Here is a 26,343-nt window from a genome sequence, read left to right as displayed (position 1 = left end):
AGAGGTAGGATAAGTAGCATGAGTGACCCTACCGGCAAGTACTCGATCACTATGCCGCGCGACATCGCCGAGGCCGCCAAGGCCCGCAGCGGCCCTTCGGGCCTGTCTGCCTATGTCGCCGCCGCCGTCGCGCGCCAGATCGAGCGGGACAATCTCAACGAGCTCATCCAGGTCGCCGAGGCCGAGCACGGGCCCATCACCGACGAAGAGATCCAGGCCCTGCGCGACCAGCTCCACCAGGCCCGCCAGCAGCAAACGCAAGGCGGGGCGAACGCCGCGTGACCCGCCCCTCCCCCGCTGTCCCCGGCGGCACCCTGGTCCTGGACAGCGAAGGGCTGGCCAAGGCCATCCTTCGCGACCACACCGTCACCGGCTGGCTCGCCCTCGCTCGCGCCGACGACCTGCGGGTGATCACTTCCGCGGCCACCCTCGTGGAAGTGGTCCACCCCCGGATCAACCACCCGGCCCTGGAGTGGACCCTCTCCCGCCTCGTCATCGAACCGGTCACCGAGCCCATCGCCCGGCACGCCGCCACCCTCCTCGCCGACGCCGGCCGGCACGGCCACAAGTACGCCATCGACGCCATGCTCAGCGCCACCGCCCTCGCCGCCCCCGGCCCGACGACGGTTCTCACCTCGGACCCCGAGGACCTAACCGCCCTGTGCGGCTCTCGCATCACCGTCATCAAGGTCTGAGCATCAACTCTCGCCTGCGGTACCGAAACCGATCCCCTTCGGCGCTCCCCACCGCAGGGCTGCCAACCGCAGAGCCATTCCGATCTGGACCATGGCCGTTTCGCCTCACCCTTCGGCCGCCCCTCGGGAAATGCATAGGGGCGTCTCCCACGCCTTCTGTCTCTTCCGCCCCGAGCACGCACGATTGAAGCACCCTCAATACCAGGCTCCCCGGCCGGCGGCGAGAAACCGGCCCGGCGTGAGCGCCACGTGCCTAGCGTCGTTCCAGACGCGCCAGTGCGTACCAGTGCCTAGTGGAGACGACCACTCCGCTGATCGAACGCACCGAGACGGTCGTTGCCTGAGGAGAATGCCACGATGACCGCCTTCGAGACTTACGGCACGAACTCCTACACGGCCCGGGAGCTGTCCGACCTGCTCGCCGATCGCCTCACCGCGGCCTTCACCGAACGCGAGAGCGACTACCTCGGCATCTCCTTCGTCGCCACTCTCGCCGACACGACCCGCATCCACGTCCAGCCGAACGCCATTCCGGGAGACGACGGCGACGACGACGATCTCTACGAGGACGAGTATCCGGAGGTTTCGGTACTCCTCCTCGTCACATCACCGGACTCCAACGAGCCCCTCAACACCGTGCTCTCGGCGGTCGAAGGCCTCACCCGGCTCATATCAGTTCGACGTTGAGGAACCGCTGATCCGCGGGTGAGCTCTGCCGTTCGGAGGCGCGTTCGGCACAGGCCCTGTTGATCTGTGCGGCAGGGAGATCCGGCTTGGCCACCGGGTGGGCCGGCTCAGACTTCGAGTTGGGTCCCGACTGGGTGCCCAGGGTGATGAGGAGGTCCTCGATCTCGTCCTTGATGCCGAGGAGCTCCATGGTGCGCAGCTTGACGCGGACGACGTCGGTGTTGCCGGCGGCGGCCACGTTGAGGTCGAAGTTGTTGCTGCCTCCCACGGTTCCCAGCGCCATCCCGCTGGTGTAGTCGACAAGCGCGGCTCCGGTCGCGCCCTCGATCGACGAGAGGGCTTCCTTCAGCGCTGTTTCGGTGTTCGCCATGGCGTGCTGTTCCCTTCGGGCTGTGCCGGCCCTGCGTGTTTCGGCCTGTGTCGAGCTCTCGTGGGGGCGAGAGGCGTGCGGTCTACGTGGTCGGCGCCTCCCCGGTGGCCCTGGCGCGGGGCGCGGGGGCGGGCGCCGTCGGACCGTGGTGCGGGGGTCCGTACGGGCAGAGGGCCGCCGGGGGTGGTAGGCGGCGGATGTCTCGGGGGGGGCGGTCGGGCTGCTGGATGGCGGCCTGCAGCAGTTAGCCGATTCGGTTGCCGGAGCGGCGGCCTTCCAGGTGGAGTCGGCCGACGTTCACCCGTCCCTCGGCGACCAGAGTGAGCACTCCGGACGGGCCAGCGGCGTAGGTGGCCACGTAGCCGCGGACGAGGAGTTCGCGGAAGTCGCAGGGCGGCCAGCCCCTTTGTTTCGTCAGGTGACTTGGCCGCAGTGTCCCTGCCGACGCAGACACGGTCGCGTCCGCAGGTCACCCGCCCTGGGCCCCGGCCTGCCTCCATGCGTCGGGGCGGGGCACCAGCACCGCGGCGACCACCGCGTGGGACGAGGTCATGACGTCGGCCACGAAACGTCGGCGCCCGATGCCGAGTCGGCGCAGGGCCGGGCCGTGGTCGGCGGCGACGACGAGACAGGCCGCGAGCAGAAGAACGCGCCACAGGGCCATCACCGGGCGGCGCACCGCGCGGGGCAGCTCTGTCAGGGAGGCGTGCAGTCGCTCGCAGTGGAAGGGGACGTGGCGCTGCTCGTCGGACAGGATCCGCCCCGCCACATCCGTGGTGAGCGCGTCGTCGGTGCCGTCGCGCAGGGCCCGGTAGTAACGCAGCGCCACCACCTCCGCGATCATCAGCACCAGCAGTTCCAGGCGTAGGCCCATGAGACGCCGCAACCGTACGAAGACCACGTCGCTCCAGTGACGCGTCAGCGTCGGTACGCCTCCGGTGGCCAGCAGCCGAGCGAGGAGACGGGCGTGGTTCTGTTCCTCGGCGATGAAGAGCCGCACCGCCTGCGCGTAGTCGGCGTCGCCGGCCTGGTCCGCCTTGCCGATGAGGTTGGCGCCGTCACCGTCCTCGCCGACCTGGAAGCGTTGGATGCCGGCCCACACCGCCGGGTGCAGCGTCGCGCCGCGCTCCCAGTCCGGATCACCCAGGGCGTGTCTGCGCTCGCGCTCGTCCTCGAACCGCCTTGTCCACTTGGCGAAGCCGCCCGTATGCACCCGGTCTCCCCCTCCGGGACACGGCCACCGTGCCCGGAGAGGGATGACGCAGCCGGAGAGCGAACCGTTCCAGCGTTGCCGGGCACCCCCCGTTCAGCAATCGCGTGCAGCGCACCGTGTGAGCGACCCGCCGGTCCCCGCGGCATACCATCTCCCTGATGAACAGCCGGACGGAGCAGAGCGGGATGCGAAGGGAATCTCTCGCGTTGCTCTGGGTTGTCCTGGGCGTGCTGCTCGGCTGGTTGGTGGTGTGCCTGGATGCGGGGCACCGGGGGGAGACGCAGCAACAGGCAAAGCCAACGGTGCAGACACAGGCGGAGGTGCGGCAACAGGCCTCCGGTGGCCGGGGGTCGGCAGCCGCGGTCGGCACGCTGGTCTCGGCGGGGCAGGGCGCCCACCGTGTCGTGGTCGCGGAGCATCCGCACCACTGTCCCGCCGGCACTCCGTGCTGCATCCGGTCCCAGCACGCGGCCCTGCATCCCGTACGGACGACGCTCCCCGGTACCGCCCAGGCGCTGTCGGCCCTCCTCCCCCGGCTGCCGCGCCCTGCCGCGCCGGACGGGCGTCTGTGGACTGGGCCTCCGTCCAGCCGGGGCGCTCCCGATCTGTACGTCCTTCAGGTGCAGCGGACGTAGGTGAACTCCCGCTCGTCCAGGCGGGTCCCCCTCACCCCTGCACCCACGTACCGCCGCGTCATCACAGCGCGCGGCGGGGACAAGGACGTACCCATGAGCAAGACCAGCAAGAAGGCGGCCTCTTCGGCCCGCAAGGAGCGGATAGAGGAGATGCGCCGGGCCGAGAGAGCCCGCGAGCGGCGCAACCGGATCCTCACCATCGGTCTCAGTACGGTCATCGTCGCCGGGCTCGTCGGCTGGGGCGGGTACGCGCTCAACAGCGCCAACGAGAAGGAGGAGCGGCAGGCCGCCGAGGCGAAGAAGCCGGTGCGCGGTGAGAAGACGTGGGAGGCCAAGAAGCTCGGCCGCAACCATGTGACCAGCGCCGTCTCTTACCCGATGAAGCCGCCCGTCGGCGGTGACCACCATCAGGCGTGGATGACCTGCGACGGCACCGTCTACACGAAGGCCATCAAGCATGAGAACGCCGTCCACTCGCTCGAACACGGGGCGGTGTGGATCACGTACAGCGACAAGGCCTCCGACGCCGACGTGAAGAAGCTCGCCGACAAGGTGGGCCGTACGCCGTACACGCTGATGAGCCCGGAGAAGGACCAGGCCGGGGCGATCATGCTGTCGGCCTGGGGCCGTCAGCTCACGGTCGACAGCGCGTCCGACCCGAGGGTCCAGCAGTTCCTCGGCAAGTACGTGCAGGGCGCGCAGACCCCCGAGCCGGGGGCAGCCTGCTCGGGTGGGCTGACCGCGACCTGAGCGGACGGACCGGGAGGGGGTGGGGCCGGGCCTACGTCTCAGGCTCGGCCCGGCCCGGCCCCGCCGACGGCCCGCTGCCGGACTCACCTCTCCCGCTCCAGGTCCGCCGCCAGCTCGGTCCGCCAGTGGAGGGACATCCGGTGGTGCAGGATCGTCGAGGCGGCCGCGGGAACCGGTGTCTCGACGAACTCGCGCAGCGCGCGGGCCGCCTGTGCGCGCATCGTCCACACGCTCAAGTCGGCCTCGGTCACGGGGCCGTGGTCGTTCCGTGTCCCGTGCTGTCCTCTCAGGCTCTCGCGGGCCGCCCACACCTCGGCTTCGAGGGTGCGGATGCGCAGGTCCAGCGGGCCGTCCGGGGCGATGTCCACTGGCTCGTCGCGGTCGATGCGCGCCAGCGCGTCCCGCACCTCGTCGTACACGTCGAGCCGGGTCTCCGCCGCCAGTCGTGCCAACTGGGCCGCTGTCGCCGCCCGTAGACGCGCGGGCGGTGTCCGTTCGACGAGTGCTGCCAGGTCGAACTGCCGTACCTGGTCGACCACTTGTTCCGCCGTCCCGTCGATGTGCTCCAGTGGCGGCAGCAGCAGGGCGCTCGTCAGTTCCGTTTCCGTGTCGTCGGCCGGTCGGTACGTGATGCCGAACTCCGCCTCCAGTTCGGTCAGGAAGCGGGCGTACGTCGCCGTCGACCCGGGCCAGCGGTAGGCCCCTGCCTCCCGCGGTGACAGGACATGGCGCCCGGCCTCCGGAAGCGGCACGCCGTCCTCGGTCACCGTGACCTGTACTTCCGGACCCCGCCTGGTCAGGGCCACCGCGCGGGTGCCCGCGGACGCCCTGCGCAGCACCTCCGGGCGGGTGAACTGGGCCGCCCCGCCCTCCTGGGTCGCGTACGCCCAACCGCCGACGCTGCCCGCGCGGGCCATCGGACGGTACGCCGCCCAGGGCGAGGCCGCCGACTCCTGGGCCCGGCCACGGCTGCGCGGGCGGACGGTGTCCGGTATCGCGCCCAGCCGGCGCAGCAGTTCGGCGGGAGTGAGGTGCTCCGCGAAGACGACGTCGGGCTGGATCGGCGGGGGAGGCGGGGGCGGGAAGTTGCGGCGCCGGATCATGATGAGGCGCGCGCCCTTCAGTGCCCCCTCCGGATTCGGCGCCGGCTCTGGTTCCGGTTGTGGTTCCGGCTCACCGGCCGCCGCGGCGAGGGCGAGCGGAGACACCGGGTCGGGGAGGGTGGTCCGCTCCTCCTCCCACAGCAGGATCCCCTCGTGCGGGAGCGGTAACAGGCCGTTGAACGGGCTGCCGTTCTCCAGGGCGTCCGCGTAGTCGGCGAGCACGTGGCGCAGGGACGGCCAGGGGGTGAAGGAAGGAGAGTCCTCGTCGAAGTAACGGCCCGGGCGGCCCCAGTTCGCACCGGCGTGGCAGGTCAGGAACAGGCCGTCGGAGGACTGCCGGCCGATGCCGAGAGTGATCAGCAGCCAGTCCTTGTGCCACCAGGCGTCGAGTTCGTGGTCGTCCTCGTCGTCGTAGTCATCCTCGTCGTCCTGATCGGAGGTTTCGTCGGCCGACATGTCCGCGCGGATGTCGCGGAGGAACGTGGTGCTGCCGACGATGTCGGAGACGCGGGACAGCGGTCCGAAGTGGGCCAGTACCGGCGCGCCCCGCTCCAGTTCCACGCCGTCGTGGCAGCGCAGGGAGTCCACCAGATCGGGGTGGAAGCGGACCCCGAGGGTGCGTTCGGCGGCCTCGATGTCGGACGGGGACGCCGGCGGACGCAGCAGGGCGTGGCTGACGGGGGCGTGCCGACGCAGCCAGGTGTCGATGCGGGCCCATGAGGCCTCAACGGAGGGAACACTCATGATCGGACCATAGGGGCCACCACTGACAACACACGCGGTCTCGGTGGACCGGTGTCGTACCGGGCACGGATTGGTTGCGGCACGGTGTTTTCGGCTTGCCGGCGCGGGCGGCTCGGCAGCATCACGAGGTATGGACAGAGACCGGTACGTCGACTCCCTGCGCGCCTTGGCGATCGTGCTCGTGGTGTGCGGGCACTGGCTGATCACCGGCCTGGTGCGCGGACCCGGCGGGGATATCGACGCGCCGGAGTTGCTCGCGGTCGTGCCGTGGACCCAGTGGCTGACCTTGGTGTTCCAGATCATGCCGTTGTTCTTCCTGGCCGGTGGCCATGGAGCGGCGGGCTCCTGGGAGCGGCAACGGGCGTCGGGCGGCACCGCCGCCGGGTGGGTGCGACGGCGGTCGGTCCGGCTGCTGCTGCCGACGGGTGTCTACAGCGGGCTCGTGCTGCTCTCGGTGGGAATCGCGGCAGGCATGGGCGTGGATCCGTACACCCTGTCGCTCGTCGGGTGGGCCATGGCCATGCAGTTCTGGTTCCTGCCGGTGTATCTCGTGCTGGGCGCGCTGACGCCCGTGCTGCACACGGCCCATCGTCGTTGGGGCGCGCGCGTTCCGGTCGTGATGGGCGCGGTCGCGCTGGCCATCGGTGCCGTGGTGGTCGCGGGGGGCCTGTCGTACGTCGGGCCGCTCAACTACGTGCTCGTGTGGGGCGTCGCCTACCAGTTGGGGTTCTGCTGGCGGGACGGGCTGCTGGGCCGGGGCCGGGCGGTGCCCGCCGTGCTGGCCGTGGGCGGCGGGCTCGCCTTCGCGCTGCTGGTCGGCCTCGGGCCCTTCCCGGTCAGTCTGATCCGGGTGACGGGGCAGCAGCCCGGCAACACCGATCCGCCGTCGGCGGCGATGCTGGCGTGGGCGGTGGCGCAGGTCGGGGTGTGTCTGCTGGTCGCGCCCGCGGTACGGCGGGGGCTGGCTCGGGAGCGGGTGTGGCGGCCGGTGCGGGCGGTGGCCGGCGCCAGCATGAACCTGTACCTGTGGCACATGCTGCCGGTTCTGGTGATCGCTGCGGCGTTCTATCTGACCGGTCTCGCGCCCGAGCCCGCGTTCGGGTCCGCGGCGTGGTGGGTGTTGCGGGTGCCCTGGCTGCTGGTGCTCGGGGTCGTCATGGCCGGGGTGCTGTCGGCGCTGCGGCCGTTGGAGCGGGGGTTGTCGGCCGCGTACGAACGGGTCCGTCCGGACGCCGGTCCGCGCCGGGCCTGGACGCTGTGGCTAGGGCTGCTCGTGTGTGTCGCCGCGCTGAGCCGGTTCGCGGTGCAGGGGTTCGCGCACGACGGGCGGTTCCCGGTGCTGCCCGCGGTGGGACTGGTCGCCGGTCTGGCGTTGGTGCTGGCGCCCGGAGCGCGGCGGGTCCCGCTGCGGCCGGACGGGCCCGGCAGGCGAAGTGCCTTGAAGGGGGCCGCCTGACGTGTGGTGGGATGTCAGGTCGGGTGCCGGTTGGCCCGGGCGCCGGGCGTGCGGGGGGCTGTGTGACAAGATACTGCGGCCAAGACCCGCCAGAAAGGGACGAATTACATGTCCAACGTCGAGCTGACCACGAACTTCGGCCGTATCGTTCTCGAACTTCATGACGCCGAAGCCCCCAAGACCGTCGAGAACTTCCTGACGTACGTCCAGAACGGCCACTACGACGGCACGATCTTCCACCGTGTGATCGACGGCTTCATGGTGCAGGGCGGTGGATTCACCGCGGAGATGGCGCAGAAGCCCACCCTGGCGCCGGTCCCGAACGAGGCCGACAACGGACTGAAGAACACCGCGTACACCGTGGCGATGGCGCGCACCAGCGACCCGCACTCGGCTACCGCCCAGTTCTTCGTCAACGTCTCCGACAACGAGTTCCTCAACTACACGGCGAAGACGCCGAGCGGATGGGGCTACACCGTCTTCGCCCGGGTCAGCGAGGGCAAGGACGTCGTGGACCAGATCAAGAACGTGCGCACCGGCAGCAGCCGCGGCCACCAGGACGTGCCCACTCAGCCCGTGATCATCGAGTCCGCCAAGGTTCTCGGCTGACGGGACGTCGGCGCACCACAGGCCACCGCCGCGACCTGCGGCTGCGGGCAGGCCGCTGACGCGGTACGCAGGTCATGCGGCGCGCGGCGCACAGGGCGCCCCGGTGTGAGGGGCCCTCGGCGCGCGGGCCTCGGTGCGCGGCGCTCGGCTCACGCGGTCCGTTTGCGGGCGGCGGTCTTCTTCGCCGGGGTTTTCTTCGCCGTCGTCGTCTTCTTCGCCCCGGTCTTCTTCGCCGTCGACTTCGTCGTGCTCTTGGCGGACGTCGTCTTCTTTGCTCCCTGGGCCGACTTCGCTGTCGACTTCCGGGCAGCCGTCGTCTTCTTCGCGGCCGTCTTCTTCGCCGTCGACGTCGACTTCTTGCCGCCCGCCTGCTTGGGGGTCGCCCGCGCGGATTCGCGGGCCGAAATCTGTCTGACCTCCGCGGGCTCTTCGTCCGCCCCTTCCTCCCCGCGTGCCTCCTTGGCGTCCCGCACGCTCTTCTCCAGGGCCGCCATCAGGTCGAGGACCTTGCCGCCCTTCGCGGGCTCGGGCGCCTCGGGCAGGGCCTCCCCGGCGGCCTTCGCGGCGACGACCTCCTCGAGGGCCTCGCGGTACTCGTCGTGCAGGTCTTCCAGGTCGATCTCGCCGAGGGTGTCCATGAGGGCGTCCGCGAGGTCGAGCTCCTTGTCGTTGACGGTGACGTTCGCGTCGGGGGCGAGGCCCTCGGGGGCACGGACCTCGTCCGGCCACAGCAGTCCGTGCAGGGCGATGGCGTCCTCCACGACGCGCAGCATGCCGAGGCGTTCCCGGCCGCGGAGGGCGTATTTGGCGACGGCGACCTTCTGGCTGCGCTTGAGGGCCTCGCGCAGCAGGATGTACGGCTTGGCGGCGGGGGCGCCGCCCGCCGCGATGTAGTACGCGGCGTCCATCTGGAGCGGGTCGATCCGGTCGGCCGGCACGAAGGCCACGATCTCGATCGTCTTGGCCGTCGGAAGCGGCAGGTTGGACAGGTCCTCCTCGGTGATCGGGATGATGGTGCCGTCCGCGTCCTCGTAGCCCTTGCCGATCTCCGACTGGGTGACCTCGCGGTCGTCCAGTTCGCACACCTTGCGGTAGCGGATGCGGCCGCCGTCCTCCAGGTGGATCTGGCGGAAGGAGATCGAGCGGCTCTCGGTCGCGTTCACCAGCTTGATCGGGATGCTGACCAGGCCGAACGAGATGGCGCCGTTCCAGATGGATCGCACGTGCAGCACCCTTTCGATCGGTTTGCCAAGACTTATATCTACTTACAGATGAATGTCTGGAATTCTCATCGTATGACGCCGATCACAGAGGTGGAGGGGCGAAGGCTCGCGCTCAGCAATCTGGAGAAGGTGCTGTATCCCGCGACCGGCTTCACCAAGGGCGAGGTGCTCCACTACTACGCGACCACCGCGGACGTCCTGCTGCCCCATCTGCGTGACCGGCCGGTGTCCCTCCTGCGCTATCCGGACGGCCCCGAGGGACAGGTGTTCTTCACCAAGAACATCCCGCCGGGTACGCCCGACTGGGTCACCACCGCCGAGGTGCCCCGCTCCGAGGGGCCGGCCCGGATGGTGCTGGTGCAGGACCTGCCGAGCCTGATGTGGGCGGCGAACCTGGTCACCGAGTTCCACACCCCGCAGTGGCTGATCGACGCGCCCGGCGAGGCCGACCGGATCGTGTTCGACCTCGACCCCGGCGCGCCGGCGACGATCGTCGAGTGCTGCGAGGTCGCGCTCTGGCTGCGGGAGCGGCTCGCGGCGGACGGGATCGAGGCGTGCGTGAAGACCGCCGGGTCGAAGGGCCTGCACCTGCTGGCGGCCGTCCGGCAGACCCCCTCCGATCAGGTGTCGGAGTACGCCAAGGAACTGGCCGTGGAGGCGGAGCGGGCGCTGCCCAGGCTGGTCGTCCACCGGATGACGCGGAGCCTCAGGCCGGGGAAGGTGTTCGTCGACTGGAGCCAGAACGCCGCCCGCAAGACCACGGCCACGCCGTACACCCTGCGGGCCCGGACCGAGCCTCTGGTGTCGGCACCGGTGACCTGGACGGAGGTCGAGGAGTGCGGCGAACCCGCACAGCTGGCCTTCCAGGCACCGGACATCGCTCCCCGCGTACAGGACCACGGCGACCTATTGGCCCCGCTCCTGGACGGCGACCGCGCGGGCACGCTGCCCTGACAGCCGGGTGCCCTGACACCGGCTGCCCTGACACCCGCAAACGATCACCTCAGCCGGTGCCGCCAGGAAACCCGCGGCGCGAGACAGCTCAGCCGTCTCAGGCCCACGTGCGCCGGTCCCGGGCCATCGCGTGCAGCGCCTCCACGTCCGCCGGTTTGAGGACGCCGCCGGTGCGGGCCAGGCCGTCGAGTTCGGTGGCCGTCAGGACCCGGACCTCGCGCGGCGGGGCGGTGACCGACACGTCCGCGGGGCCGACCAGTGCCAGGACCGGGCGGACCTCGGCCGTCAGGGCGTAGGAGGCGCGGTCGGCGTCGGCGCGGACGCGGCGCAGCAGCGGGCGTGGTTCGCGGCGGCCCAGCGCGATCATGGGGTCGGCGACCGAGACCCGCTGCTTGTGGGCGTACAGCGTGTGGACGGCGAACAGTCCGCCGGGGCCGATCACCAGGTGGTGGACGCGGTCCCCGCCGGGCAGCGGGATCGAGTGCAGGGCGCGCCAGCCCGCGCCGTCCAGCCGGTCCAGGGTCTCCCCCACCGCCTGCTCGGCCGCGAGGGCCCGGCGACGCGGGTCGGGGCGCAGCCGGTGCGCGGGCCCCGGGTCCCGGTCCAGGGCGATCTGGAGCGCCTCGCCGGGACGGTTGGGCGCCAGGTCGTCGTCGGGATGGAGGGACAGCCTGGCCAGCTCCGCGGGGGTCGGGACCGGGGGCGGACCCACGGCCACCGTCCCGGTCAGGAAGGGCCCGAGAACGTCGAGCACATCCTGTCTGCGGTCCTCGCTGAGCAGGTTGATCCGGGCTGCCTCACGGTCGTACCAGGCGATGTTCCTGCCGTCCGTGAGGCAGACGTAGAGCCGCTCCTGACCATGGCTCCAGGTCGGTACGACGCGCAGTCCGCTCATGCACCATCACCCCTCACCATGGGAACAGGCGGGGCGCTCCCGTCGCAAGGACCCGGTTACCTTTGAGGAGGGGTTGACCCGGGTAGGTTCTGTCCGCCCGGACGAGTTGGCGGGGCTCGGGGAGGCGCCGTTGCGCACACGTGGGAAGCAAGGCGACGTACCCGCTCCGGACGGTCCGTGGAACGAGATCGTGCCCGGTCTGTGGATGGGCGGGCACGAGTTCAGGAACGGTCCGGGGCAGGTCGAGTTCGCCGTCGTGCGGAACGAGTTCGATCTTGTGCTGACCCTGCTGAGGCTGCCCGGTCACGGGCCGGACCCGGGCGTCGAGCATCATGTGTGGCCGATTCCCGACGGACCCCTGGACGGCACCCAGCTCGCCGGGGTGATCCGTCTCGCGCAGACCGCGTGCGAGGCGCTGGACGGGGGTCGCACGGTCCTCGTGCGCTGTTATCACGGGTACAACCGCTCGGGGCTGGTCGTCGCGCACGCCCTGGTCCGCCAGGGCCGCTCGGCGGACGAGGCGATACGGCTGATCCGGGCCCGGCGCTCGCCCTGGGCGCTGCACAACGAACTGTTCGTCGCGTACCTGAAGGCGGGACTGCCGACGGCCCGGCTGCTGGAGGAGCTCGCCGAGTAGTCACTCCTCGGTGGTCGATCTCCCCGATGGCTCAGTGTGAGGGGCGCGGTGCGATCACCGCTCCTAATGTGGCGATTAGTCAGGTTCCGACTGCTTCGCTCCCTCATGGAGGTACTCCCATGTCCCTGCGTTCCTCCCTCACCCACCGCCTCGCCATAGCGGCCGCCGTCGGCTCCCTGGCCGTCGCGACCATGGCCGCCCCCGCCGTCGCGGATGACGACTGGAACGGCCAAGGAGGCCAGACCAGCGGCAACGACGGCAACTGGAACCAGGGCGGGGGCAACCAGGGCGGGGGCAACGGGACCCAGAACGGAAACGGGAACAGCAACGCCAACGCGAACGGCAACGGCAACGGCAACGGCCACGGGACAGGAAACGGAACCGGCAACGGGGCCGGGACCGGGAACGCCAACGGCAACGGAACCGGAAACAGCAACAGCAACAGCAACAGCAACCAGACCGGCCACGGAACCGGCAATGGCCACGGGACGGGAAGCGGAACCGGCAACGACAACGGCCACGGGACAGGAAGCGGAACCGGCAACGGCAACGGCAACGGCCACGGGACAGGAAGCGGAACCGGCAACGGCAACCCGAACCAATCCGGCACCGGCAGCGGAACCAGCTCCGGCACCAACACCGGCAACACCCAGTCCCTTTACCAAGGCCGAGTAACCGCAAGCACCCTCGCCCTGCGCGCCCGCCCCGACCGCGGCGGCCAGATCATCCGGTACGCGCACCGCGGCGAGATCGTCTCGATCTTCTGCAAGACCGGCGGCGAGACCATCGACGGCAACCCGCTCTGGTACCTCCTCACGGACGGCACCTGGGCCTGGGGTGCGGCCCGGTACATCGACAACATCGGGTCCGCGCCACGCTGGTGCTGACGACGAAGGCTGACAACCGGTGCTATTTGGGTAGGTTCCGGACATGATCGAGGCCGGAACCACCGTGCGGGCGGCGGACCCGCCCCTGCCCGCCGTACTCCTCCCCCGCCGCCGCGGCGTCGAACTGGCCCTCATCGTCCTCGCCGTGGCGCTGTCGGTGTACGGCTACTGCGCGGTCGGCGTCGCCAGGAACGGCACCCTCCCGCCCGGCGCCGCGGGCTACGGCGCCGGGCTCGGCGTGCTCGCGGTGCTCGCGCACTGCGCGGTACGGCTGCGCGCCCCCTGCGCCGACCCGCTGCTGCTGCCGATCGGCGTGCTGCTCAACGGCCTCGGCCTGGTGCTGATCTACCGGCTCGACCTGGAGACGCCCGGCGACCGGGCCGCGCCCACCCAACTGGTGTGGTCCACCCTCGGTGTGGCCCTGTTCATCGTGGTCGTGCTCCTGCTGCGCGACCACCGCGTCCTGCAGCGCTACGCGTACGTCTGTGTGGCCGCCGCCCTCGCCCTGCTCACCCTGCCGATCTTCTTCCCGGCGGTGAACGGCGCCCGCATCTGGATCCGGATCGCCGGATTCTCCATCCAGCCGGGCGAGTTCGCGAAGGTGCTGCTCGCGGTGTTCTTCGCCGCGTATCTGGCGGCCAACCGCAACGCGCTGGCGTACGCGGGCCGCCAGGTCTGGCGGTTCAGCAGGATCCAGCTGCCGACCGGCCGCGTCCTCGGCCCGATCGTGGCCGTCTGGCTGGTGAGTGTCGTCGTGCTCGTCCTGGAACGCGACCTCGGGACCTCGCTGTTGTTCTTCGGCCTGTTCGTCGTCCTGCTGTACGTCGCCACCGGCCGCATCGGCTGGATCGCCGTCGGTGTGCTGCTGGCCTCGCTCGGCGCGGTCGCCGTCGGCTGGCTGGAACCGCATGTGCACAGCAGGGTCGAGGACTGGCTGCACCCGTTCGCCTCGATCGAGGCGGGTCAGGGACCGAACCAGCTCGCCCAGTCCCTGTTCGCGTTCGCGGCGGGCGGTGTGGTCGGCACCGGTTTCGGGCTCGGCCACTCCGTCCTCATCGGCTTCGCCGTGAAGTCGGACTTCATCCTGGCCACGGCGGGCGAGGAGCTGGGCCTGACCGGCCTGTCCGCGATCTTCCTGCTGTACGGCCTGCTCGTGGAGCGCGGCTACCGGGCGGGCCTGTGCCTGCGCGACCCCTTCGGCCGGCTGCTCGCCGTCGGGCTGGCGTCCATCGTGGCGCTCCAGGTGTTCGTGATCGGGGGCGGGGTGACCGGCCTGATCCCGCTGACCGGCATGGCGATGCCGTTCCTGGCCCAGGGCGGTTCCTCGGTCGTCACCAACTGGGCGATCGTGGCCCTGCTGATCCGGGTGAGCGACTCGGCCCGCGGCCGGGCCGAGGAGGAGAAGGAGAACCCCGGGCAGGTGATCCGGTGATCCGGCACATCCGGCACGCCGCCGTCTTCTGCGTCCTGCTGCTGATGGCACTCCTGGTCAGCGCCACCCGCGTCCAGGTCTTCCAGGCCCGCCTCTACGACGACAACGTGGGCAACCGCCGCTCGGAGATCGCCCGTTACGGCCAGCCGCGCGGCGACATCCTGGTCGGCGGCAGGCCGGTCACCGGATCCCGGGACACCGGGGAGCAGCTCCGTCACGAACGGACGTACACCGACGGCCCGATGTTCGCGCCCGTGACCGGCTTCGCGTCGCAGGAGTACGGGACGAGTCTCCTGGAGCACGCGGAGGACGGCATCCTGTCCGGCGAGGATCCGCTGCTGTCGCCGTTCCCGCTGTGGAACGACTTCACGCGCGCCCGCAACCCGGGCGGTGACGTCGTGACGACCCTCGACCGGGCCGCGCAGCGGGCGGCGTACCAGGGGCTGGCCGGCCGCAAGGGCGCGGTGGCGGCGATCGAGCCGTCCAGCGGGCGGATTCTGGCGCTGGTGTCGAGCCCGTCGTACGACCCCGCGGTCCTGTCGGGGAACGACGCGGAGGTGGCCCGGTCCTGGGCGCGGCTGAACAGCGACGTGGACAAGCCGATGCTCAACCGGGCGGTACGGCAGACGTATCCGCCGGGCTCGACCTTCAAGGTGGTCACCGCGGCCGCCGCGCTGGACGCGGGTGTGATCACCGACCTCGACGAGCCGACCCGCTCACCGGACCCCTACACCCTGCCCGGGACGACGACCACGCTGACCAACGAGTCCGACGGCTGTGTCGACCTCTCGCTGCGGGAGGCCTTCAAGTGGTCGTGCAACACGGTGTTCGCGAAGCTCGGCGCGGACGTGGGCGTGCGGGACATGACGGCCACCGCGCAGGCCTTCGGCTTCAACGACAGGAAGCTGCGGATCCCGTTCTCGGTGGCGCCGAGCACCTTCGACACGACGCTGGACCGGGCGCAGTTGGCGCTGTCCTCGATCGGCCAGTACAACACGCGGGCCACGCCGTTGCAGATGGCGATGGTCGCCGGTGCGGTGGCCGACCGGGGGCTGGTGCGGGAGCCGTATCTGGTGGAGCGGACGGTCCGGGCGGGCGGGTCGACGGTGGGGACGGCCGGGTCCCGTTCCGTGCGGCAGGCGATGCAACCGCAGACGGCGGCCCGCCTGAAGGAGCTGATGACCCAGGTCGTGACGGAGGGCACCGGCACCAACGCCGCCATCCCGGGCGCGATCGTGGGCGGCAAGACCGGCACCGCCCAGCACGGCATCCTCAACGCCGGTACGCCGTATGCCTGGTTCGTGTCCTGGGCACAGGGCGACAGGGACCTCGAGCCGAGGGTCGCGGTGGCGGTGGTGGTGGAGGACGCGTCTCAGGCGCGGGGGGACATCACGGGCGGCGGGATGGCGGCGCCGATCGCGCGGGCGGTGATGGCGGCGGTGCTGAACCTGTCGTAGGCGCCACGTGGCTCGGGAACGTGGAGCGGTCGCGGGGCCGACAGATCGCGTACAGGGGATTGACGGGCTTGCTGACAGGCAGTCTCATAAGACCCGGACGATGTGACCCCGGGTAACGAGGTGAGCCAGCCATGACGACCCTGCCGGAAGCCGAGGCGCTCGACGGCCTGCGTGACGCGCTCGGTCTGCTCAAGGACCGGGAGCAGGTGGCCGAGCGACTGCTCGCCTCTTCCGCCAAGCACTCCTTCGACCCGGACCGGGAGCTCGACTGGGACGCCCCCTTCGAGGAGGGGAAGTGGTTCTGGCCGCCGGAACTGGTGTCGCTGTACGGCACCCCGCTGTGGCGGCGGATGAGCGAGGAGCAGCGGATCCTGCTCTCCCGGCACGAGGCCGCGGCACTCGCCTCGCTCGGCATCTGGTTCGAGATCATCCTGATGCAACTGCTGGTACGGCACATCTACGACAAGGCGGCGACCAGCGCCCACGTGCGGTACGCGCTCACCGAGATCGAGGACGAGTGCCGGCACTCCAGGATGTTCGCCCGGCTGATCTCGCGGGGCGGCACACCGTGGTATCCGGTGAGCCGGGCCCACCAGCGGCTGGGACGGCTGTTCAAGACCATCTCCACCACCCCGGGTTCCTTCACCGCGACCCTGCTCGGCGAGGAGGTCCTCGACTGGATGCAGCGGCTGACCTTCCCCGACGAGCGGGTCCAGCCCCTCATCCGGGGCGTGACCCGCATCCACGTGGCGGAGGAGGCGCGCCATGTGCGGTACGCCCGCGAGGAGTTGCGCCGCCAGATGGTGACCGCGCCGAGGTGGTCGCAGGAGTTCACCCGCGTCACGTCCGGCGAGTTCGCACGGGTCTTCTCCGTGGCGTTCGTGAATCCCGAGGTCTACTCGAATGTGGGCCTGGACCAGCGGGAGGCCCTGGCGCAGGTGCGGGCGAGCGGCCACCGCCGGGAGGTCATGCAGACGGGAGCCAAGAAGCTCACCGACTTCCTGGACGACATCGGGGTGCTGCGGGGCGCGGGGCGGCGACTGTGGCGGTCGTCCGGGCTGCTGGCCTAGGAGAACCGTCACTTTGGCTGGGTATTGACCTGTTCGTCAGGGTACTGACGCGGCGTCACCGGTTACGCTGCCCGTCATGACCCCCTCCGCCCCCACCCCCGCCTATCGCCGTCTGAGCGTCGAGGAGCGCCGCAGTCAGCTCCTCGACGCCGCGCTGTCCCTCTTCGCCCACCGGGCACCCGAGGAGGTCTCGCTCGACGACGTGGCGGAGGCGGCCGGGGTCTCGCGGCCCCTGGTGTACCGGTACTTCCCGGGCGGCAAACAGCAACTCTACGAAGCCGCCCTCAGGTCCGCCGCCGAGGAACTCCGGCAGTGCTTCGACGAGCCCCCCGAGGGCCCGCTCCTCGAGCGTCTCGCCCGCGCCCTGGACCGCTACCTCACCTTCGTCGACCAGCACGACGCCGGCTTCAGCGCCCTGCTCCAGGGCGGCAGCGTCGTCGAGACCTCCCGTACGACCGCCATCGTGGACGGCGTACGACGGGCCGCGGCCGAGCACATCCTCAGCCACCTGCGGGTCACGGAACCAGGCTCCCGGCTGCGGATGACCGTCCGGATGTGGATCACGGCGGTGGAGGCGGCCTCGCTCATCTGGTTGGACGAGGACAAGCAGCCGCCCGCCGGAGAACTGCGGGACTGGCTGGTGGAACAGTTCGTGGCGGTCCTCTCGGTGACCGCGCGCCGGGACCCGCAGACCGCCGCACTGGTCGATGACCTCCTGGCGGACGGCTGATCCCCGCCCGAGGCGGATGGCCGGCACCGGTGCGGGGCGGATGACCGACACTGGTGCCGTGAAGAGCGAAGACACCCCCTTCGAGGGCGGTCCCATGGACGGCCGGGTACTGCCCGTCCTGCTGGGGCCCACCGGGCATCCGCCCAAGACGTACCGCATCCCTGTCCCGGACGCCGCCGGCGGTCCGCCCACCGTGCTCGTCTACCAGCGGGCCCCGCGCGGCCACAGCAAACGCCTTGGCCTCCCGCAGGGATGGAAGTACGTGTACGACCCCGAGGGGAAGCAGGACAGCAGGCTCAGGTGGCCCTGGTCCACACCGGACACCAAGCCGAGCACCTGACCCGGCGTCCCGGCTCGGGGCCGATCGGATGCCACGCCGACCGGATGCCACGCCGACCGGATGCCGCCCCGGACACCACGCCGGGCGGCAAGCGGTGCGACACCGACGGGTGACCGCGTTGCGCCGAACCGCGCACACCCCGCGCGCGAACCTCCACGACACGTCACATGCTCGCGATGCGGAACTCCGCGGAAGGGCCGCGTACCGCGCACCGGAGGTGATGGCGTGTCAGGAAGGTTTCTACGTCTCGTATGTACGGCCGCGACGGCGGCGCTGGCGGCCGGAACCGCCCTCGCCCCGCTCCCCGCGACAGCCGTGCCCGACCCGGCCCAACCCGGCAGCCGCTCCCTGCCCGAGCTGCTGACGGACCTTCAGCGCCTGTACCGGGAAACGGAGAAGGCCACCGAGACGTACAACGCCACCGAGGAACAGCTGACGAGGCAGCGCGCCCGGACCGAACGGCTGGAGAACCAGCTCGCCCTGGCCCGGCTCTCCCTTCAGGACAGCCGGGGCGCGGCGGGCCGGCTGGCCCGGCAGCAGTACCAGAGCACCACAGGCCTCTCCCCGTACGTCCGCCTCCTGCTCGCCCGGGATCCCCAGCACGCCCTCGACCAGGGCCATGTGATCGGCCAGTTGGCCCGGGAACGGTCCGAGACGGTGGGCCGCCTGGTCGGCAGCGAGAAGAAGGCCGACGACCTGGCCCGCCGGGCCCGCAAGGCCCTGGACGACCAACTCACCCTCGCCGCCCGGCAGCAGACGGTCCGCGACGACGTCCACAGACGTCTCAGGAGCGTCGAGGGTCTGCTGTCCTCCCTCACCGCTCAACAGCTCACCGCACTCGCCGAGTTCGAGAAGAACGGGGTCGACAAGGCACAGGACAAGCTGATGACCTCCGGCGCCCTCAAGGACGACGCGAAGCCCTCGGGCAAGGGCGACCGGGCCGTGCGGTACGCCTTCCGGCAGCTCGGGAAACCGTACGAATGGGGCGCCGAGGGGCCCACGTCCTACGACTGCTCGGGCCTGACGTCCGAGGCATGGCGCAGCGTCGGGGTCCCCATTCCGCGCACCAGCCAGGAACAGTGGGCCCGGCTGCCGAAGATCCCCCTGGACCGGCTGCGCCCGGGCGACCTGGTGGTCTACTTCCCCGAGGCCACCCACGTGGCGATCTACGTGGGCAAGGGCCAGGTGGTCCAGGCGCCCCGCCCCGGCACGAAGATCAAGATCTCGCCCATCGCCTCGAACCCGATCCTCGGCGCCGTACGCCCGGACGACCCGCCGCGGCCCAGGGATGACAAGACCCCACCCGATGACCAGTCACGGCCAAAGGGCGACAGGAAGCCCAAGGGCGACAGGAAGCCGGGCGGCAGGAAGCCGTCCTAGGGGGATCCTCGAAAGCCCCTAGGACCCGACCACCGACGCCAGATACGCCTCGGTCTTCTGCGGCTCGTAGAAGAAGTTCTCGAAGTCCGCCGGATCGTTGAAGCCGTTGGCGAACCGGTCGGCGACCGGCGGCAGCTGGCCCGCTGCGCCGATCAGGTTCAGGATGTGCTCCGGCGGCGGGGCCAGCATGGCGTTGGTCCACTTGGTCACGTGCTGGGCGGTCTGCCAGTACCGGTCGAACGTACTGCGCATCCAGGCCTCGTCGAATTCCTTCTCCCCGTTCTCGAGGATGGACGCGAGGTACGCGGCGGCGCACTTGGACGCCGAGTTGGAGCCCTGTCCGGTGATCGGGTCGTTGGCGACGACCACGTCGGCGACGCCGAGGACCAGGCCGCCGCCGGGGAGCCGGCCGACCGGGTTGCGGACGGTGGGCGCGTACCGGCCGGCCAGCGTGCCGCCGGCGTCGGTCAGTTCGGCCTTCGTGGCCCGCGCGTACTCCCAGGGGACGAACTTCTCCATGAGTTCCAGGGTCAGCGAGAGGTGCTCCGCCGGGTCCTTGACGCCCTTGAAGACGTCCAGCGGGCCGCCGGGTATGCCCTCCCAGAAGAGGATGTCCGCCCGGCCGGAGGTGGTGAGCGTCGGCATGACGAACAGCTCGCCGACCCCGGGGACCAGGTTGCAGCGGACCGCGTCGTAGTCGGGGTGCTCGGGACGCGGCCCCAGCCCGTGGACGTACGCCACCGCGAGGGCTCGCTGCGGTTCGCTGTAGGGAGAGCGTTCCGGATCCCGGCCGAACATCTGCACGAGCTCGCCCTTGCCCGCCGACACCAGCACCAGGTCGTAGGTACGGGCGAAGTAGTCGAGGTCGCCGACTGCCGCGCCATGGATGACCAGCTGGCCGCCACGCTGCGCGAACGTCTCCATCCAGCCGGCCATCTTCACCCGCTGGTCGACCGACTGCGCGTAACCGTCGAGCCTGCCCACCCAGTCGATCGCCCGCTGGGTCGGGCCCGGGTCGTGGGAGCCGGGGGCCGCCACGGAGACACCGAGTCCCTCGATCTTCGGGGCCTGGGACTCCCAGAAGTTCAGCTGGAGGTCCCGCTCGTGCTGGAGTGCCGTGTGGAACATGCACTGCGTCGACATGACCCGGCCGGAACGGATCTCGTCCGCCGTCCGGTTGGACATCAGGGTGACCTCGTACCCGTGCGACTGGAGTCCGAGGGCGAGCTGGAGACCGGACTGGCCGGCTCCGACGACGAGTATCTTCCGCATGCGGGTGCTGGCTCCTTACGGGGGACTGCTGAGGACTACTCGGGGGTCTCGTCCAGCGCGTGGCCGACGAGGGACAGCAGGGTCTCGATCACCGAGATCCTGCGCCGAGCGTCCATGATCATGACAGGTATGTGTGGAGGGATCGTGAGCGCTTCGCGTACGTCGTCAGGCTCGAACCGCTCGCTGTGGTCGAAGTGGTTGACCGCGACGACGTACGGAACCCCGCAGCTCTCGAAGTAGTCCAGCGCCGGGAAGCAGTCCTTCAGACGGCGGGTGTCGGCCATCACGACCGCGCCGATCGCGCCACGCACCAGGTCGTCCCACATGAACCAGAAGCGCTGCTGGCCGGGCGTGCCGAACAGGTAGAGCACCAGGTCGTCGTCGAGTGTGAGGCGGCCGAAGTCCATGGCCACGGTGGTGGTCAGTTTGTCGGGCGTGGCGGTGAGGTCGTCGTGCTCCTCGCTCGCCTGGGTCATCAACGCCTCGGTCTGCAGGGGCGTGATCTCCGAGACGGCGGTGACCAGGGTGGTCTTGCCGACGCCGAAGCCGCCCGCCACCACGATCTTCGTCGCGATGGGGGCCCGGGTACGGTCCGTCTGCCAGGACCTCAGGTCCTCCTCGGCCTCGACGAACGGGGAGACGACGCTTCGAGCGGCGTCAGAGGCGACGGAGTCCACCCAGCACCCTTTCCAGCAGCACACGGTCCGGCCGGCCGGTGCCATGACCGGTCCCGGTTCCGTACACACGGATCTTTCCCTGGTCCGCGAGGTCGCTCAGCAGCACCCGGACCACGCCGAGCGGCATCTTCAGCAACGCGGCGATCTCGGCCACCGTGCGCATCCGGCGGCACAGTTCGACGATGGCCCGCATCTCCGGCATGACCCGGGTGTTGAGCGAACCGTTCGTCAGTTCCTTGCGCTCCTCGGGCGCTTCGAGCGCCGCGACGAACGTCTCCACGAGGAGGACGTGTCCGAAGCGGGTCCGGCCGCCGGTGAGCGAGTACGGGCGCACCCGGGCGGGTTTGCGGTCCGCGCCTCGTACGGGGAGCCCCTTCGGGCCACTGCTCGGCGTGCCGCTCATCGGGCGCTCCCGGTCGACGTCGGGTCGTTCTCCAGGGTCTGTCGTAGCTCGCTGCGCAGTTCGGGCGTCAGGACATGCCCGGCGCGGCCGACGAACAGCGCCATGTGGTACGCCACGACACTCATGTCGCACTCCGCGGAGCCGTGCACGCCGAGCAGTGAGCCGTCGCTGATCGACATCACGAACAGGCTGCCCTCGTCCATCGCGACCATGGTGTGCTTCACCTGGCCGGATCCCATCAGCCGGGCGGCGCCCACGGTGAGGCTGCCGATGCCGGAAACGATGGTGGCGAGGTCGGCGGCGGAGCCACGCGGCCCCGAGGGTTTCTCCGCACGGGCCTCCCGGACCGGGAGACCATGGGTCCCCCCGCGCGGGCCGGGCGGGGTCGGAGGCAGGACGGGGTCCGTGGACAGCAGGAGCAGGCCGTCGGAGGAGACGACCGCCACCGACTGGATGCCAGGCACCTCCTCGACGAGATTGGTCAGCAGGAAGTGAAGATTGCGGGCCTCACGGCTCAGTCCGAAGGTACTGGGCGCGGTCAACTGCTTGCCTCCTCGACAGTGCCCCCCGTGGCTTCTTCGGGTTGTGCGGTTCCTGCGGTTCCCCCGGCCGGCGTTTGGTGCTGTCCCGTCTCCTCGGCGATCTCCGCCTCCACCTCGCGATAGCCGGCCTCCGCCCCCCGGCGGAAGCCGCCCAGGCGGCGGCGGAGTGCCTCGGCGTCGACGGATGCGCCGCGTGGACGCGGGGCGGTGGCCGGGGCGGTGATCTTCGGGGTGCGCTTGGGGAGGCCCTTGTCGGTGACGGGCTCCTCCGGGGCGCCCGGGGTGTCCGGCGCGTCCGGGATGCGGTCGTGGCTCGGCTCCGCCTCGGCTTCGCGCGCGGTCGGCCCGGTCGCGAACGCACGCTCGGTGCGGACGTCGTTCTCGGCCGGGAGCGGTCCCGGTGGGGCGGCCGCGCCGTCACCGAGCGCCGGCTCGAAGCGCTCGGGTGCGGAGGGCTCGGGTGCGGAGGGCTCGGGTGCGGAGGGCTCGGCTTCGGGGGTCCCGGGTTCCGCCTGCGCGGGTATCGGGACCAGCAGCTCCATGGTGGTCTCGGCCGGGGTCTCGGGGGGCACCGGGTGCTCCTCCGGGCCGGTCCGCGCGTGCCGTACGGCGTCCTCCGCGAGGGCGACCAGCGGGTCCTCGGCCTTCGAACGGCCGCTGAGGACGTTGGAGTTGACCTCGGCGTCCGCGCCCGGCAGGGAGAAGGTGTGGGTGCCGTCCACGACCGGCGCCGACGACGACGCCTTCGGGACGGCGGCGGACGGCGCGGGAGCCAGCAGGCTCTTGGGCAGGACGACGACCGCGGCGACCCCGCCCTGCTTCTGCTCGCGCAACTGCACCCGCACACCGTGCCGATGGGCGAGCCGGGCCACCACGTACAGGCCCAGCCCGAGCCCCTCCTCGCCGCCCTGCCCGGACGATGCGGACGACTCGGGCGATTCGGCGGAGCCGTAGGACTCGTAGGAGGTCTCGGGGGTGAAGTCGGCGAGGCGGGCGTTGAGGCCGACCAGACGCTCGGCGGTCATGCCGATGCCCTCGTCCTGGACGGAGAGCATGACCTCGCCGTTCTCCAGGAGCCAGCCGGAGACCTCGACGGGCAGGTCGGGCGGGGAGAACGAGGTGGCGTTCTCCATGAGTTCGGCCAGCAGGTGGGAGAGGTCGTCCGCGGCGAACCCGGCGAGGTGCGCGTGCGGCGGGAGCGCGGCGATACGGACCCGTTCGTACCGCTCGATCTCGCTGACCGCCGCGCGCACCACGTCGATCAGCGGAACCGGGCCGGCGCTCTGCTGGACGTGTTCGGTGCCGGCGAGGACGAGGAGGTTCTCGCTGTGCCGGCGCATGACGGTGGCGAAGTGGTCGAGCTTGAAGAGCGTGGCCAGGCGCTCCGGGTCCTGCTCGCGCTCCTCCAGGCCCTCGATGACGGCGAGTTGCCGCTCGACCAGGCCCAGGGTGCGCAGCGCGAGGTTCACGAAGGTGGCGGAGATGTTGGTGCGGGTCCGCTCCAGCTGGGCGGCGGATTCGGCGAGTTCCGCCTTGAGCTGCTCGCGGGCGTCGGCCATTCGCTGCCGCTGGCCGACCAGGTGCTTGCGGTCCGCCTCCAGGGTCATGACGCGCTCGCCGAGGGCGGCGGCGTGTGCGTGCAGGGCGTTGACGGAGCGGACGACCTGGGCGAACTCGTCGTTGCGGCCGGTGAAGGCGACCGGTTCCTCGGCGCTGGGGTTCTCCGCCTGGGCGAGCCGGGCGGAGCCGCGGCGCAGCACGGAGAGCGGCTGGGTGAGGGTGCGGGCCATCGCGGTGGCGATGCCGACGGCCAGCAGCATCAGCGCGCCGAGGAGGGCGAACCGGATCTCCAGCGCGGTGACGTCGTCGTCGCGCAGCTGGGCGAGTTCCTTCACCCGGCGGTCGTAGAGGGCGGCCTCCGCGCCGCGCATCGCGTCGATCCGGGCGGAGAGAGCGGCCTCGACCTTGCCGGTGCTGGTGCCGAGCTCCTTGTCGGCGAGCGACGGCTGGTCGGTGAGAGCGGCCAGGTACTTCTCGGCGGAGTTGACCTCGGGGCCGGTGACCGTGGAGTCGTAGCTCGCCTTGGCCGCCGCGGGCGCGGACTCCTGGAAGTCGGCGAGGGCGGCGTCGGAGCGCACCCGGGCCTGCTGGGCTGCGGCGCTGAGGGCGTCGCGCAGCTTGGTGTCGGCGGCCGAGGAGGTGGGCCGGGTGGTCGGCAGGCCGGTGGCGGGGTCGATGCCGCTCTGGGTCGTCGTCGGCACGTTCAGGGCGGCCAGCAGCAGACCTCGGGTCGCGGCGGCCTGCTGGACGGCGGTGTCCAGCTCGGCGAGGGCGTGGGCGCCGGCGCCCGCGCGGGGCGGCATCTCGGCGGCCAGCTGCTCGGCGAGCCGGTGCAGGTCGGTGACGGTGGCGGAGTAGGCCTGGTGCGCTTCGAGCGCGCCGCTCTTGCCGGTGAGGGCCGCCCTGCGGACGGCGGCGATGGTGTCGAGGTCCTTGCGGACGGCGGCGGGTGTGTCCGGGTCGGCGCGCAGCTCCTCGACCTGCCGGTCGACCCGGGCGCTCTGCTGCTCGCTGGGTGCCTTGGACTTGGGGCGGCCGGCCGCGATGTACGGGGTGACCTCGTCGCGTTCGTCGGCGAGCGCGTGGGCGAGGGTGAGCGCGTCCTGGGTCTGCTCGGCGAGGGTCACCAGGTCCTGGGAGTCGCTGAGCTGCCCGGAGGCGGTGACCAGGGAGGGGACGCCGGCTCCGGCGATGGCGGCGGCCACGACGGTGACGGCGAGAATGAGCCGCGTGCGCACATGGGTGGGGCGGCCCTTGCCGACGGGCGCGGCGGAGGGGCTGCCGGGTATGCCGGGGTGAGGGGTTCCCGGCGTGCCGGGATGGGGCGTGCCGGGTGTCTGGTCCACGCCTTTGCCGGAGGCCGCCTGCTTGCCTGTACGACGAGGCCGCGTCTTCTGCACCGGTGCTCGCATTCCTGACTCGTGAATACCCATGGCCCGGGCGATGGCCCATCAGCCCACCTATCGGGGCCAACTGGTGCATACGTCCGGCGCGGTTCCCGACCCTCCCAGTGCCGGTGGGCGCCGGTCGCGCATCACCTGACCCGCCACCCGAAGGAGTGAACATCGGACGGGAGTTGGCGGGCAAGTTTCTCTGGCCCTTGCAGCGGTCTCGGACGGCGGGCCGGTTGGACGTCCACGGCGGGCGGTGGCAATATTCGCCGACACACCTTCCCGGAGTCAGCTATTCCAGCCCAAATCAGACGTCTGACCTGCACGGCTGCGTGAAATCGGGAACCGATGCCAGGCTCCTGCACAGCTTGTGGAGGGCTCGTGCAGACTGGCCGAATGCGTACGGAATTTGTTTCGGAGCCCGGCGACCGGGCCCGCGCCAACGAGGACTTCGCGAGCGTCGCGCTACCGGCTTCCGGGCTGGGTGGTGCGCTCGTGGTCCTGGACGGGGTGACACCGCCGAGCGGCGCCACGGGCTGTCTTCATTCCGTCCCCTGGTTCACCGCGCGACTCGGCGGGGCCCTGACCGAACTGACCGTTTCCTGCCAAGATCTTCCGCTGTCGGAGATCCTCTCCCGAGCGATTCTGCGAACAACCGGGGCCCATCAATCCACTTGTGACCTTTCTCACCCACGCACCCCCCAGGCCACGGTGGTTCTGGCCCGCTGGTCGTCGGAGACGGTCGAGTACCTGGTCCTCTCTGACTCGGCACTCCTGCTGGAGTCCCCCGACGGCACGGTGACCCCCCACCTGGACGACCGGCTGGCACTCCTCCCCCGCTCCGCCCTCGCCACGGACGCTCTGATCGACTCCACGATCCGCAACAAGGAGGGCGGCTTCTTCACGGCGGCGGCGGATCCGACGGTCGCGGCGCGCGCGGTGACCGGGGCCGTGGCGCGAGAGGACGTCCGTGCCCTGGCCGCCCTGACGGACGGTGCGACCCGCTGGGTGGAGAAGTTCGAGGAGGGCGACTGGACCGACTGCTTCACCTACGTCCGCAAGGAGGGGGCGCAGGCGCTGGTGGACCGGGTACGGGAGTTGGAGCGGGCGGACGCGCGGGAGCGGACGCACCTGGGCCGCAGCAAGACGCACGACGACGCGACGGTGGTGTACGCGGAGCTCTGAGGAGACCGGCCCACCGGACGCGGCGTCCGACGCGGGCACCGACCGG

Annotated in this window: 27 protein-coding genes; 17 read left to right on the top strand and 10 right to left on the bottom strand. The window is 71.0% G+C overall.

What is annotated here, in order from left to right:
- Positions 1-18: 18 nt before the first annotated feature.
- The 3 genes from ACFYRY_RS17905 to ACFYRY_RS17895 all read left to right on the top strand — a co-directional run bounded on the left by ACFYRY_RS17905 (position 19) and on the right by ACFYRY_RS17895 (position 1,382).
- Positions 19-282, top strand: coding sequence for a CopG family transcriptional regulator (locus tag ACFYRY_RS17905; RefSeq protein ID WP_389146318.1), 264 nt, complete (start codon positions 19-21; stop codon positions 280-282).
- Positions 279-695: a type II toxin-antitoxin system VapC family toxin gene (locus ACFYRY_RS17900; protein ID WP_389145850.1), complete on the top strand. Its 417-nt coding sequence runs from the start codon at positions 279-281 to the stop codon at positions 693-695. Before ACFYRY_RS17905 ends, ACFYRY_RS17900 begins: the two co-directional genes overlap by 4 nt.
- A gap of 357 nt (positions 696-1,052) precedes the next feature.
- Entirely contained in the window at positions 1,053-1,382 is a 330-nt protein-coding gene (locus ACFYRY_RS17895) for a hypothetical protein (protein ID WP_389145848.1), read from the top strand.
- On the opposite strand, the gene ACFYRY_RS17890 is transcribed toward ACFYRY_RS17895, so the two are convergent.
- Both ACFYRY_RS17890 and ACFYRY_RS17885 read right to left on the bottom strand, forming a co-directional pair.
- Complete coding sequence (locus ACFYRY_RS17890; protein ID WP_389145845.1) at positions 1,363-1,752, bottom strand: hypothetical protein; 390 nt, start codon at positions 1,750-1,752, stop codon at positions 1,363-1,365. The two genes, ACFYRY_RS17895 and ACFYRY_RS17890, sit on opposite strands and share 20 nt — an antisense overlap.
- A 469-nt stretch (positions 1,753-2,221) precedes the next feature.
- Entirely contained in the window at positions 2,222-2,965 is a 744-nt protein-coding gene (locus ACFYRY_RS17885) for a ferritin-like domain-containing protein (RefSeq protein WP_389145842.1), read from the bottom strand.
- A gap of 158 nt (positions 2,966-3,123) precedes the next feature.
- Here ACFYRY_RS17885 and ACFYRY_RS17880 point away from each other — a divergent pair, with 158 nt between their 5' ends.
- Together ACFYRY_RS17880 and ACFYRY_RS17875 are read left to right on the top strand one after the other, a co-directional pair.
- Positions 3,124-3,600, top strand: a complete 477-nt coding sequence (locus tag ACFYRY_RS17880; protein ID WP_389145839.1) for a hypothetical protein — start codon at positions 3,124-3,126, stop codon at positions 3,598-3,600.
- 93 nt (positions 3,601-3,693) lie between these two features.
- Positions 3,694-4,350, top strand: coding sequence for a DUF3105 domain-containing protein (locus ACFYRY_RS17875; protein WP_389145837.1), 657 nt, complete (start codon positions 3,694-3,696; stop codon positions 4,348-4,350).
- 83 nt (positions 4,351-4,433) lie between these two features.
- Here ACFYRY_RS17875 and ACFYRY_RS17870 read toward each other — a convergent pair whose 3' ends face one another.
- Positions 4,434-6,197 carry an SMI1/KNR4 family protein gene (locus ACFYRY_RS17870; protein ID WP_389145834.1) on the bottom strand — a complete coding sequence of 588 codons (1,764 nt, stop codon included), beginning with the start codon at positions 6,195-6,197 and terminating at the stop codon, positions 4,434-4,436.
- 130 nt (positions 6,198-6,327) lie between these two features.
- Between ACFYRY_RS17870 and ACFYRY_RS17865 the strand changes: the two genes are divergently transcribed.
- Positions 6,328-7,653, top strand: coding sequence for an acyltransferase (locus ACFYRY_RS17865; RefSeq protein ID WP_389145831.1), 1,326 nt, complete (start codon positions 6,328-6,330; stop codon positions 7,651-7,653).
- 108 nt (positions 7,654-7,761) lie between these two features.
- On the top strand, positions 7,762-8,262 hold the full coding sequence (locus ACFYRY_RS17860) for a peptidylprolyl isomerase (protein WP_389145829.1): 501 nt from the start codon (positions 7,762-7,764) through the stop codon (positions 8,260-8,262).
- 149 nt (positions 8,263-8,411) lie between these two features.
- Here ACFYRY_RS17860 and ACFYRY_RS17855 read toward each other — a convergent pair whose 3' ends face one another.
- Positions 8,412-9,485 carry a Ku protein gene (locus ACFYRY_RS17855; protein ID WP_389145826.1) on the bottom strand — a complete coding sequence of 358 codons (1,074 nt, stop codon included), beginning with the start codon at positions 9,483-9,485 and terminating at the stop codon, positions 8,412-8,414.
- A gap of 72 nt (positions 9,486-9,557) precedes the next feature.
- On the opposite strand from ACFYRY_RS17855, the gene ligD reads away from it, so the two are divergent.
- Positions 9,558-10,439, top strand: coding sequence for a non-homologous end-joining DNA ligase (gene ligD, locus ACFYRY_RS17850; RefSeq protein ID WP_389145823.1), 882 nt, complete (start codon positions 9,558-9,560; stop codon positions 10,437-10,439).
- A gap of 97 nt (positions 10,440-10,536) precedes the next feature.
- On the opposite strand, the gene ACFYRY_RS17845 is transcribed toward ligD, so the two are convergent.
- On the bottom strand, positions 10,537-11,334 hold the full coding sequence (locus tag ACFYRY_RS17845) for a nuclease-related domain-containing protein (protein WP_389145821.1): 798 nt from the start codon (positions 11,332-11,334) through the stop codon (positions 10,537-10,539).
- 130 nt (positions 11,335-11,464) lie between these two features.
- Here ACFYRY_RS17845 and ACFYRY_RS17840 point away from each other — a divergent pair, with 130 nt between their 5' ends.
- The 8 genes from ACFYRY_RS17840 to ACFYRY_RS17805 all read left to right on the top strand — a co-directional run bounded on the left by ACFYRY_RS17840 (position 11,465) and on the right by ACFYRY_RS17805 (position 19,267).
- Complete coding sequence (locus ACFYRY_RS17840; RefSeq protein ID WP_389145819.1) at positions 11,465-11,971, top strand: dual specificity protein phosphatase family protein; 507 nt, start codon at positions 11,465-11,467, stop codon at positions 11,969-11,971.
- A 119-nt stretch (positions 11,972-12,090) separates the two neighbouring features.
- Positions 12,091-12,858 carry an SH3 domain-containing protein gene (locus tag ACFYRY_RS17835; RefSeq protein WP_389145817.1) on the top strand — a complete coding sequence of 256 codons (768 nt, stop codon included), beginning with the start codon at positions 12,091-12,093 and terminating at the stop codon, positions 12,856-12,858.
- A 43-nt stretch (positions 12,859-12,901) separates the two neighbouring features.
- A complete protein-coding gene (locus ACFYRY_RS17830) occupies positions 12,902-14,290 on the top strand; it encodes an FtsW/RodA/SpoVE family cell cycle protein (RefSeq protein WP_389145815.1) in 1,389 nt (462 codons plus the stop codon).
- Positions 14,287-15,747 (top strand): penicillin-binding transpeptidase domain-containing protein, encoded by a 1,461-nt coding sequence (locus ACFYRY_RS17825; RefSeq protein WP_389145813.1) that lies wholly within the window; start codon positions 14,287-14,289, stop codon positions 15,745-15,747. The genes ACFYRY_RS17830 and ACFYRY_RS17825 overlap by 4 nt, the downstream gene beginning before the upstream one ends.
- Before the next feature lie 131 nt (positions 15,748-15,878).
- Positions 15,879-16,817: a diiron oxygenase gene (locus ACFYRY_RS17820; RefSeq protein WP_389145811.1), complete on the top strand. Its 939-nt coding sequence runs from the start codon at positions 15,879-15,881 to the stop codon at positions 16,815-16,817.
- 76 nt (positions 16,818-16,893) lie between these two features.
- Complete coding sequence (locus ACFYRY_RS17815) at positions 16,894-17,547, top strand: TetR/AcrR family transcriptional regulator (protein ID WP_389145809.1); 654 nt, start codon at positions 16,894-16,896, stop codon at positions 17,545-17,547.
- Between the two features lie 58 nt (positions 17,548-17,605).
- Positions 17,606-17,887, top strand: a complete 282-nt coding sequence (locus tag ACFYRY_RS17810; RefSeq protein ID WP_389145806.1) for a hypothetical protein — start codon at positions 17,606-17,608, stop codon at positions 17,885-17,887.
- 225 nt (positions 17,888-18,112) lie between these two features.
- Positions 18,113-19,267, top strand: coding sequence for an NlpC/P60 family protein (locus tag ACFYRY_RS17805; RefSeq protein ID WP_389145803.1), 1,155 nt, complete (start codon positions 18,113-18,115; stop codon positions 19,265-19,267).
- A gap of 18 nt (positions 19,268-19,285) precedes the next feature.
- Here ACFYRY_RS17805 and ACFYRY_RS17800 read toward each other — a convergent pair whose 3' ends face one another.
- From ACFYRY_RS17800 to ACFYRY_RS17780, 5 genes are read right to left on the bottom strand one after another with little or no spacing between them, the layout of a single operon-like run.
- A complete protein-coding gene (locus tag ACFYRY_RS17800) occupies positions 19,286-20,539 on the bottom strand; it encodes a styrene monooxygenase/indole monooxygenase family protein (RefSeq protein WP_389145800.1) in 1,254 nt (417 codons plus the stop codon).
- A 35-nt stretch (positions 20,540-20,574) separates the two neighbouring features.
- Complete coding sequence (locus ACFYRY_RS17795) at positions 20,575-21,216, bottom strand: ATP/GTP-binding protein (protein ID WP_389145797.1); 642 nt, start codon at positions 21,214-21,216, stop codon at positions 20,575-20,577.
- Entirely contained in the window at positions 21,197-21,619 is a 423-nt protein-coding gene (locus ACFYRY_RS17790; RefSeq protein WP_389145794.1) for a DUF742 domain-containing protein, read from the bottom strand. The genes ACFYRY_RS17795 and ACFYRY_RS17790 overlap by 20 nt, the downstream gene beginning before the upstream one ends.
- Positions 21,616-22,161, bottom strand: a complete 546-nt coding sequence (locus ACFYRY_RS17785) for a roadblock/LC7 domain-containing protein (RefSeq protein ID WP_389145792.1) — start codon at positions 22,159-22,161, stop codon at positions 21,616-21,618. The genes ACFYRY_RS17790 and ACFYRY_RS17785 overlap by 4 nt, the downstream gene beginning before the upstream one ends.
- Positions 22,158-25,121, bottom strand: a complete 2,964-nt coding sequence (locus tag ACFYRY_RS17780) for a nitrate- and nitrite sensing domain-containing protein (RefSeq protein ID WP_389145789.1) — start codon at positions 25,119-25,121, stop codon at positions 22,158-22,160. Before ACFYRY_RS17780 ends, ACFYRY_RS17785 begins: the two co-directional genes overlap by 4 nt.
- Before the next feature lie 387 nt (positions 25,122-25,508).
- Between ACFYRY_RS17780 and ACFYRY_RS17775 the strand changes: the two genes are divergently transcribed.
- The gene (locus ACFYRY_RS17775; protein WP_389145786.1) at positions 25,509-26,297 is read left to right on the top strand and encodes a hypothetical protein; all 789 of its coding nucleotides are present in this window, start codon (positions 25,509-25,511) and stop codon (positions 26,295-26,297) included.
- The last annotated feature ends 46 nt before the right edge of the window (positions 26,298-26,343 follow it).

The sequence above is a fragment of the Streptomyces sp. NPDC005263 genome (assembly GCF_042872365.1).
GTDB lineage: Bacteria > Actinomycetota > Actinomycetes > Streptomycetales > Streptomycetaceae > Streptomyces.
The sequence above is the reverse complement of the archived record's forward strand: the minus strand, read 5'-3'. Positions and strand labels throughout refer to the sequence as shown.

Coding starts and splice junctions, on each gene's coding strand:
- ACFYRY_RS17905 (WP_389146318.1), top strand. CDS start 19: ATGAGTGACCCTACCGGCAAGTACTCGATCACTATGCCGCGCGACATC.
- ACFYRY_RS17895 (WP_389145848.1), top strand. CDS start 1,053: ATGACCGCCTTCGAGACTTACGGCACGAACTCCTACACGGCCCGGGAG.
- ACFYRY_RS17890 (WP_389145845.1), bottom strand. CDS start 1,752: ATGGCGAACACCGAAACAGCGCTGAAGGAAGCCCTCTCGTCGATCGAG.
- ACFYRY_RS17880 (WP_389145839.1), top strand. CDS start 3,124: ATGAACAGCCGGACGGAGCAGAGCGGGATGCGAAGGGAATCTCTCGCG.
- ACFYRY_RS17875 (WP_389145837.1), top strand. CDS start 3,694: ATGAGCAAGACCAGCAAGAAGGCGGCCTCTTCGGCCCGCAAGGAGCGG.
- ACFYRY_RS17870 (WP_389145834.1), bottom strand. CDS start 6,197: ATGAGTGTTCCCTCCGTTGAGGCCTCATGGGCCCGCATCGACACCTGG.
- ACFYRY_RS17865 (WP_389145831.1), top strand. CDS start 6,328: ATGGACAGAGACCGGTACGTCGACTCCCTGCGCGCCTTGGCGATCGTG.
- ACFYRY_RS17860 (WP_389145829.1), top strand. CDS start 7,762: ATGTCCAACGTCGAGCTGACCACGAACTTCGGCCGTATCGTTCTCGAA.
- ligD (WP_389145823.1), top strand. CDS start 9,558: ATGACGCCGATCACAGAGGTGGAGGGGCGAAGGCTCGCGCTCAGCAAT.
- ACFYRY_RS17845 (WP_389145821.1), bottom strand. CDS start 11,334: ATGAGCGGACTGCGCGTCGTACCGACCTGGAGCCATGGTCAGGAGCGG.
- ACFYRY_RS17835 (WP_389145817.1), top strand. CDS start 12,091: ATGTCCCTGCGTTCCTCCCTCACCCACCGCCTCGCCATAGCGGCCGCC.
- ACFYRY_RS17830 (WP_389145815.1), top strand. CDS start 12,902: ATGATCGAGGCCGGAACCACCGTGCGGGCGGCGGACCCGCCCCTGCCC.
- ACFYRY_RS17820 (WP_389145811.1), top strand. CDS start 15,879: ATGACGACCCTGCCGGAAGCCGAGGCGCTCGACGGCCTGCGTGACGCG.
- ACFYRY_RS17815 (WP_389145809.1), top strand. CDS start 16,894: ATGACCCCCTCCGCCCCCACCCCCGCCTATCGCCGTCTGAGCGTCGAG.
- ACFYRY_RS17800 (WP_389145800.1), bottom strand. CDS start 20,539: ATGCGGAAGATACTCGTCGTCGGAGCCGGCCAGTCCGGTCTCCAGCTC.
- ACFYRY_RS17790 (WP_389145794.1), bottom strand. CDS start 21,619: ATGAGCGGCACGCCGAGCAGTGGCCCGAAGGGGCTCCCCGTACGAGGC.
- ACFYRY_RS17775 (WP_389145786.1), top strand. CDS start 25,509: ATGCGTACGGAATTTGTTTCGGAGCCCGGCGACCGGGCCCGCGCCAAC.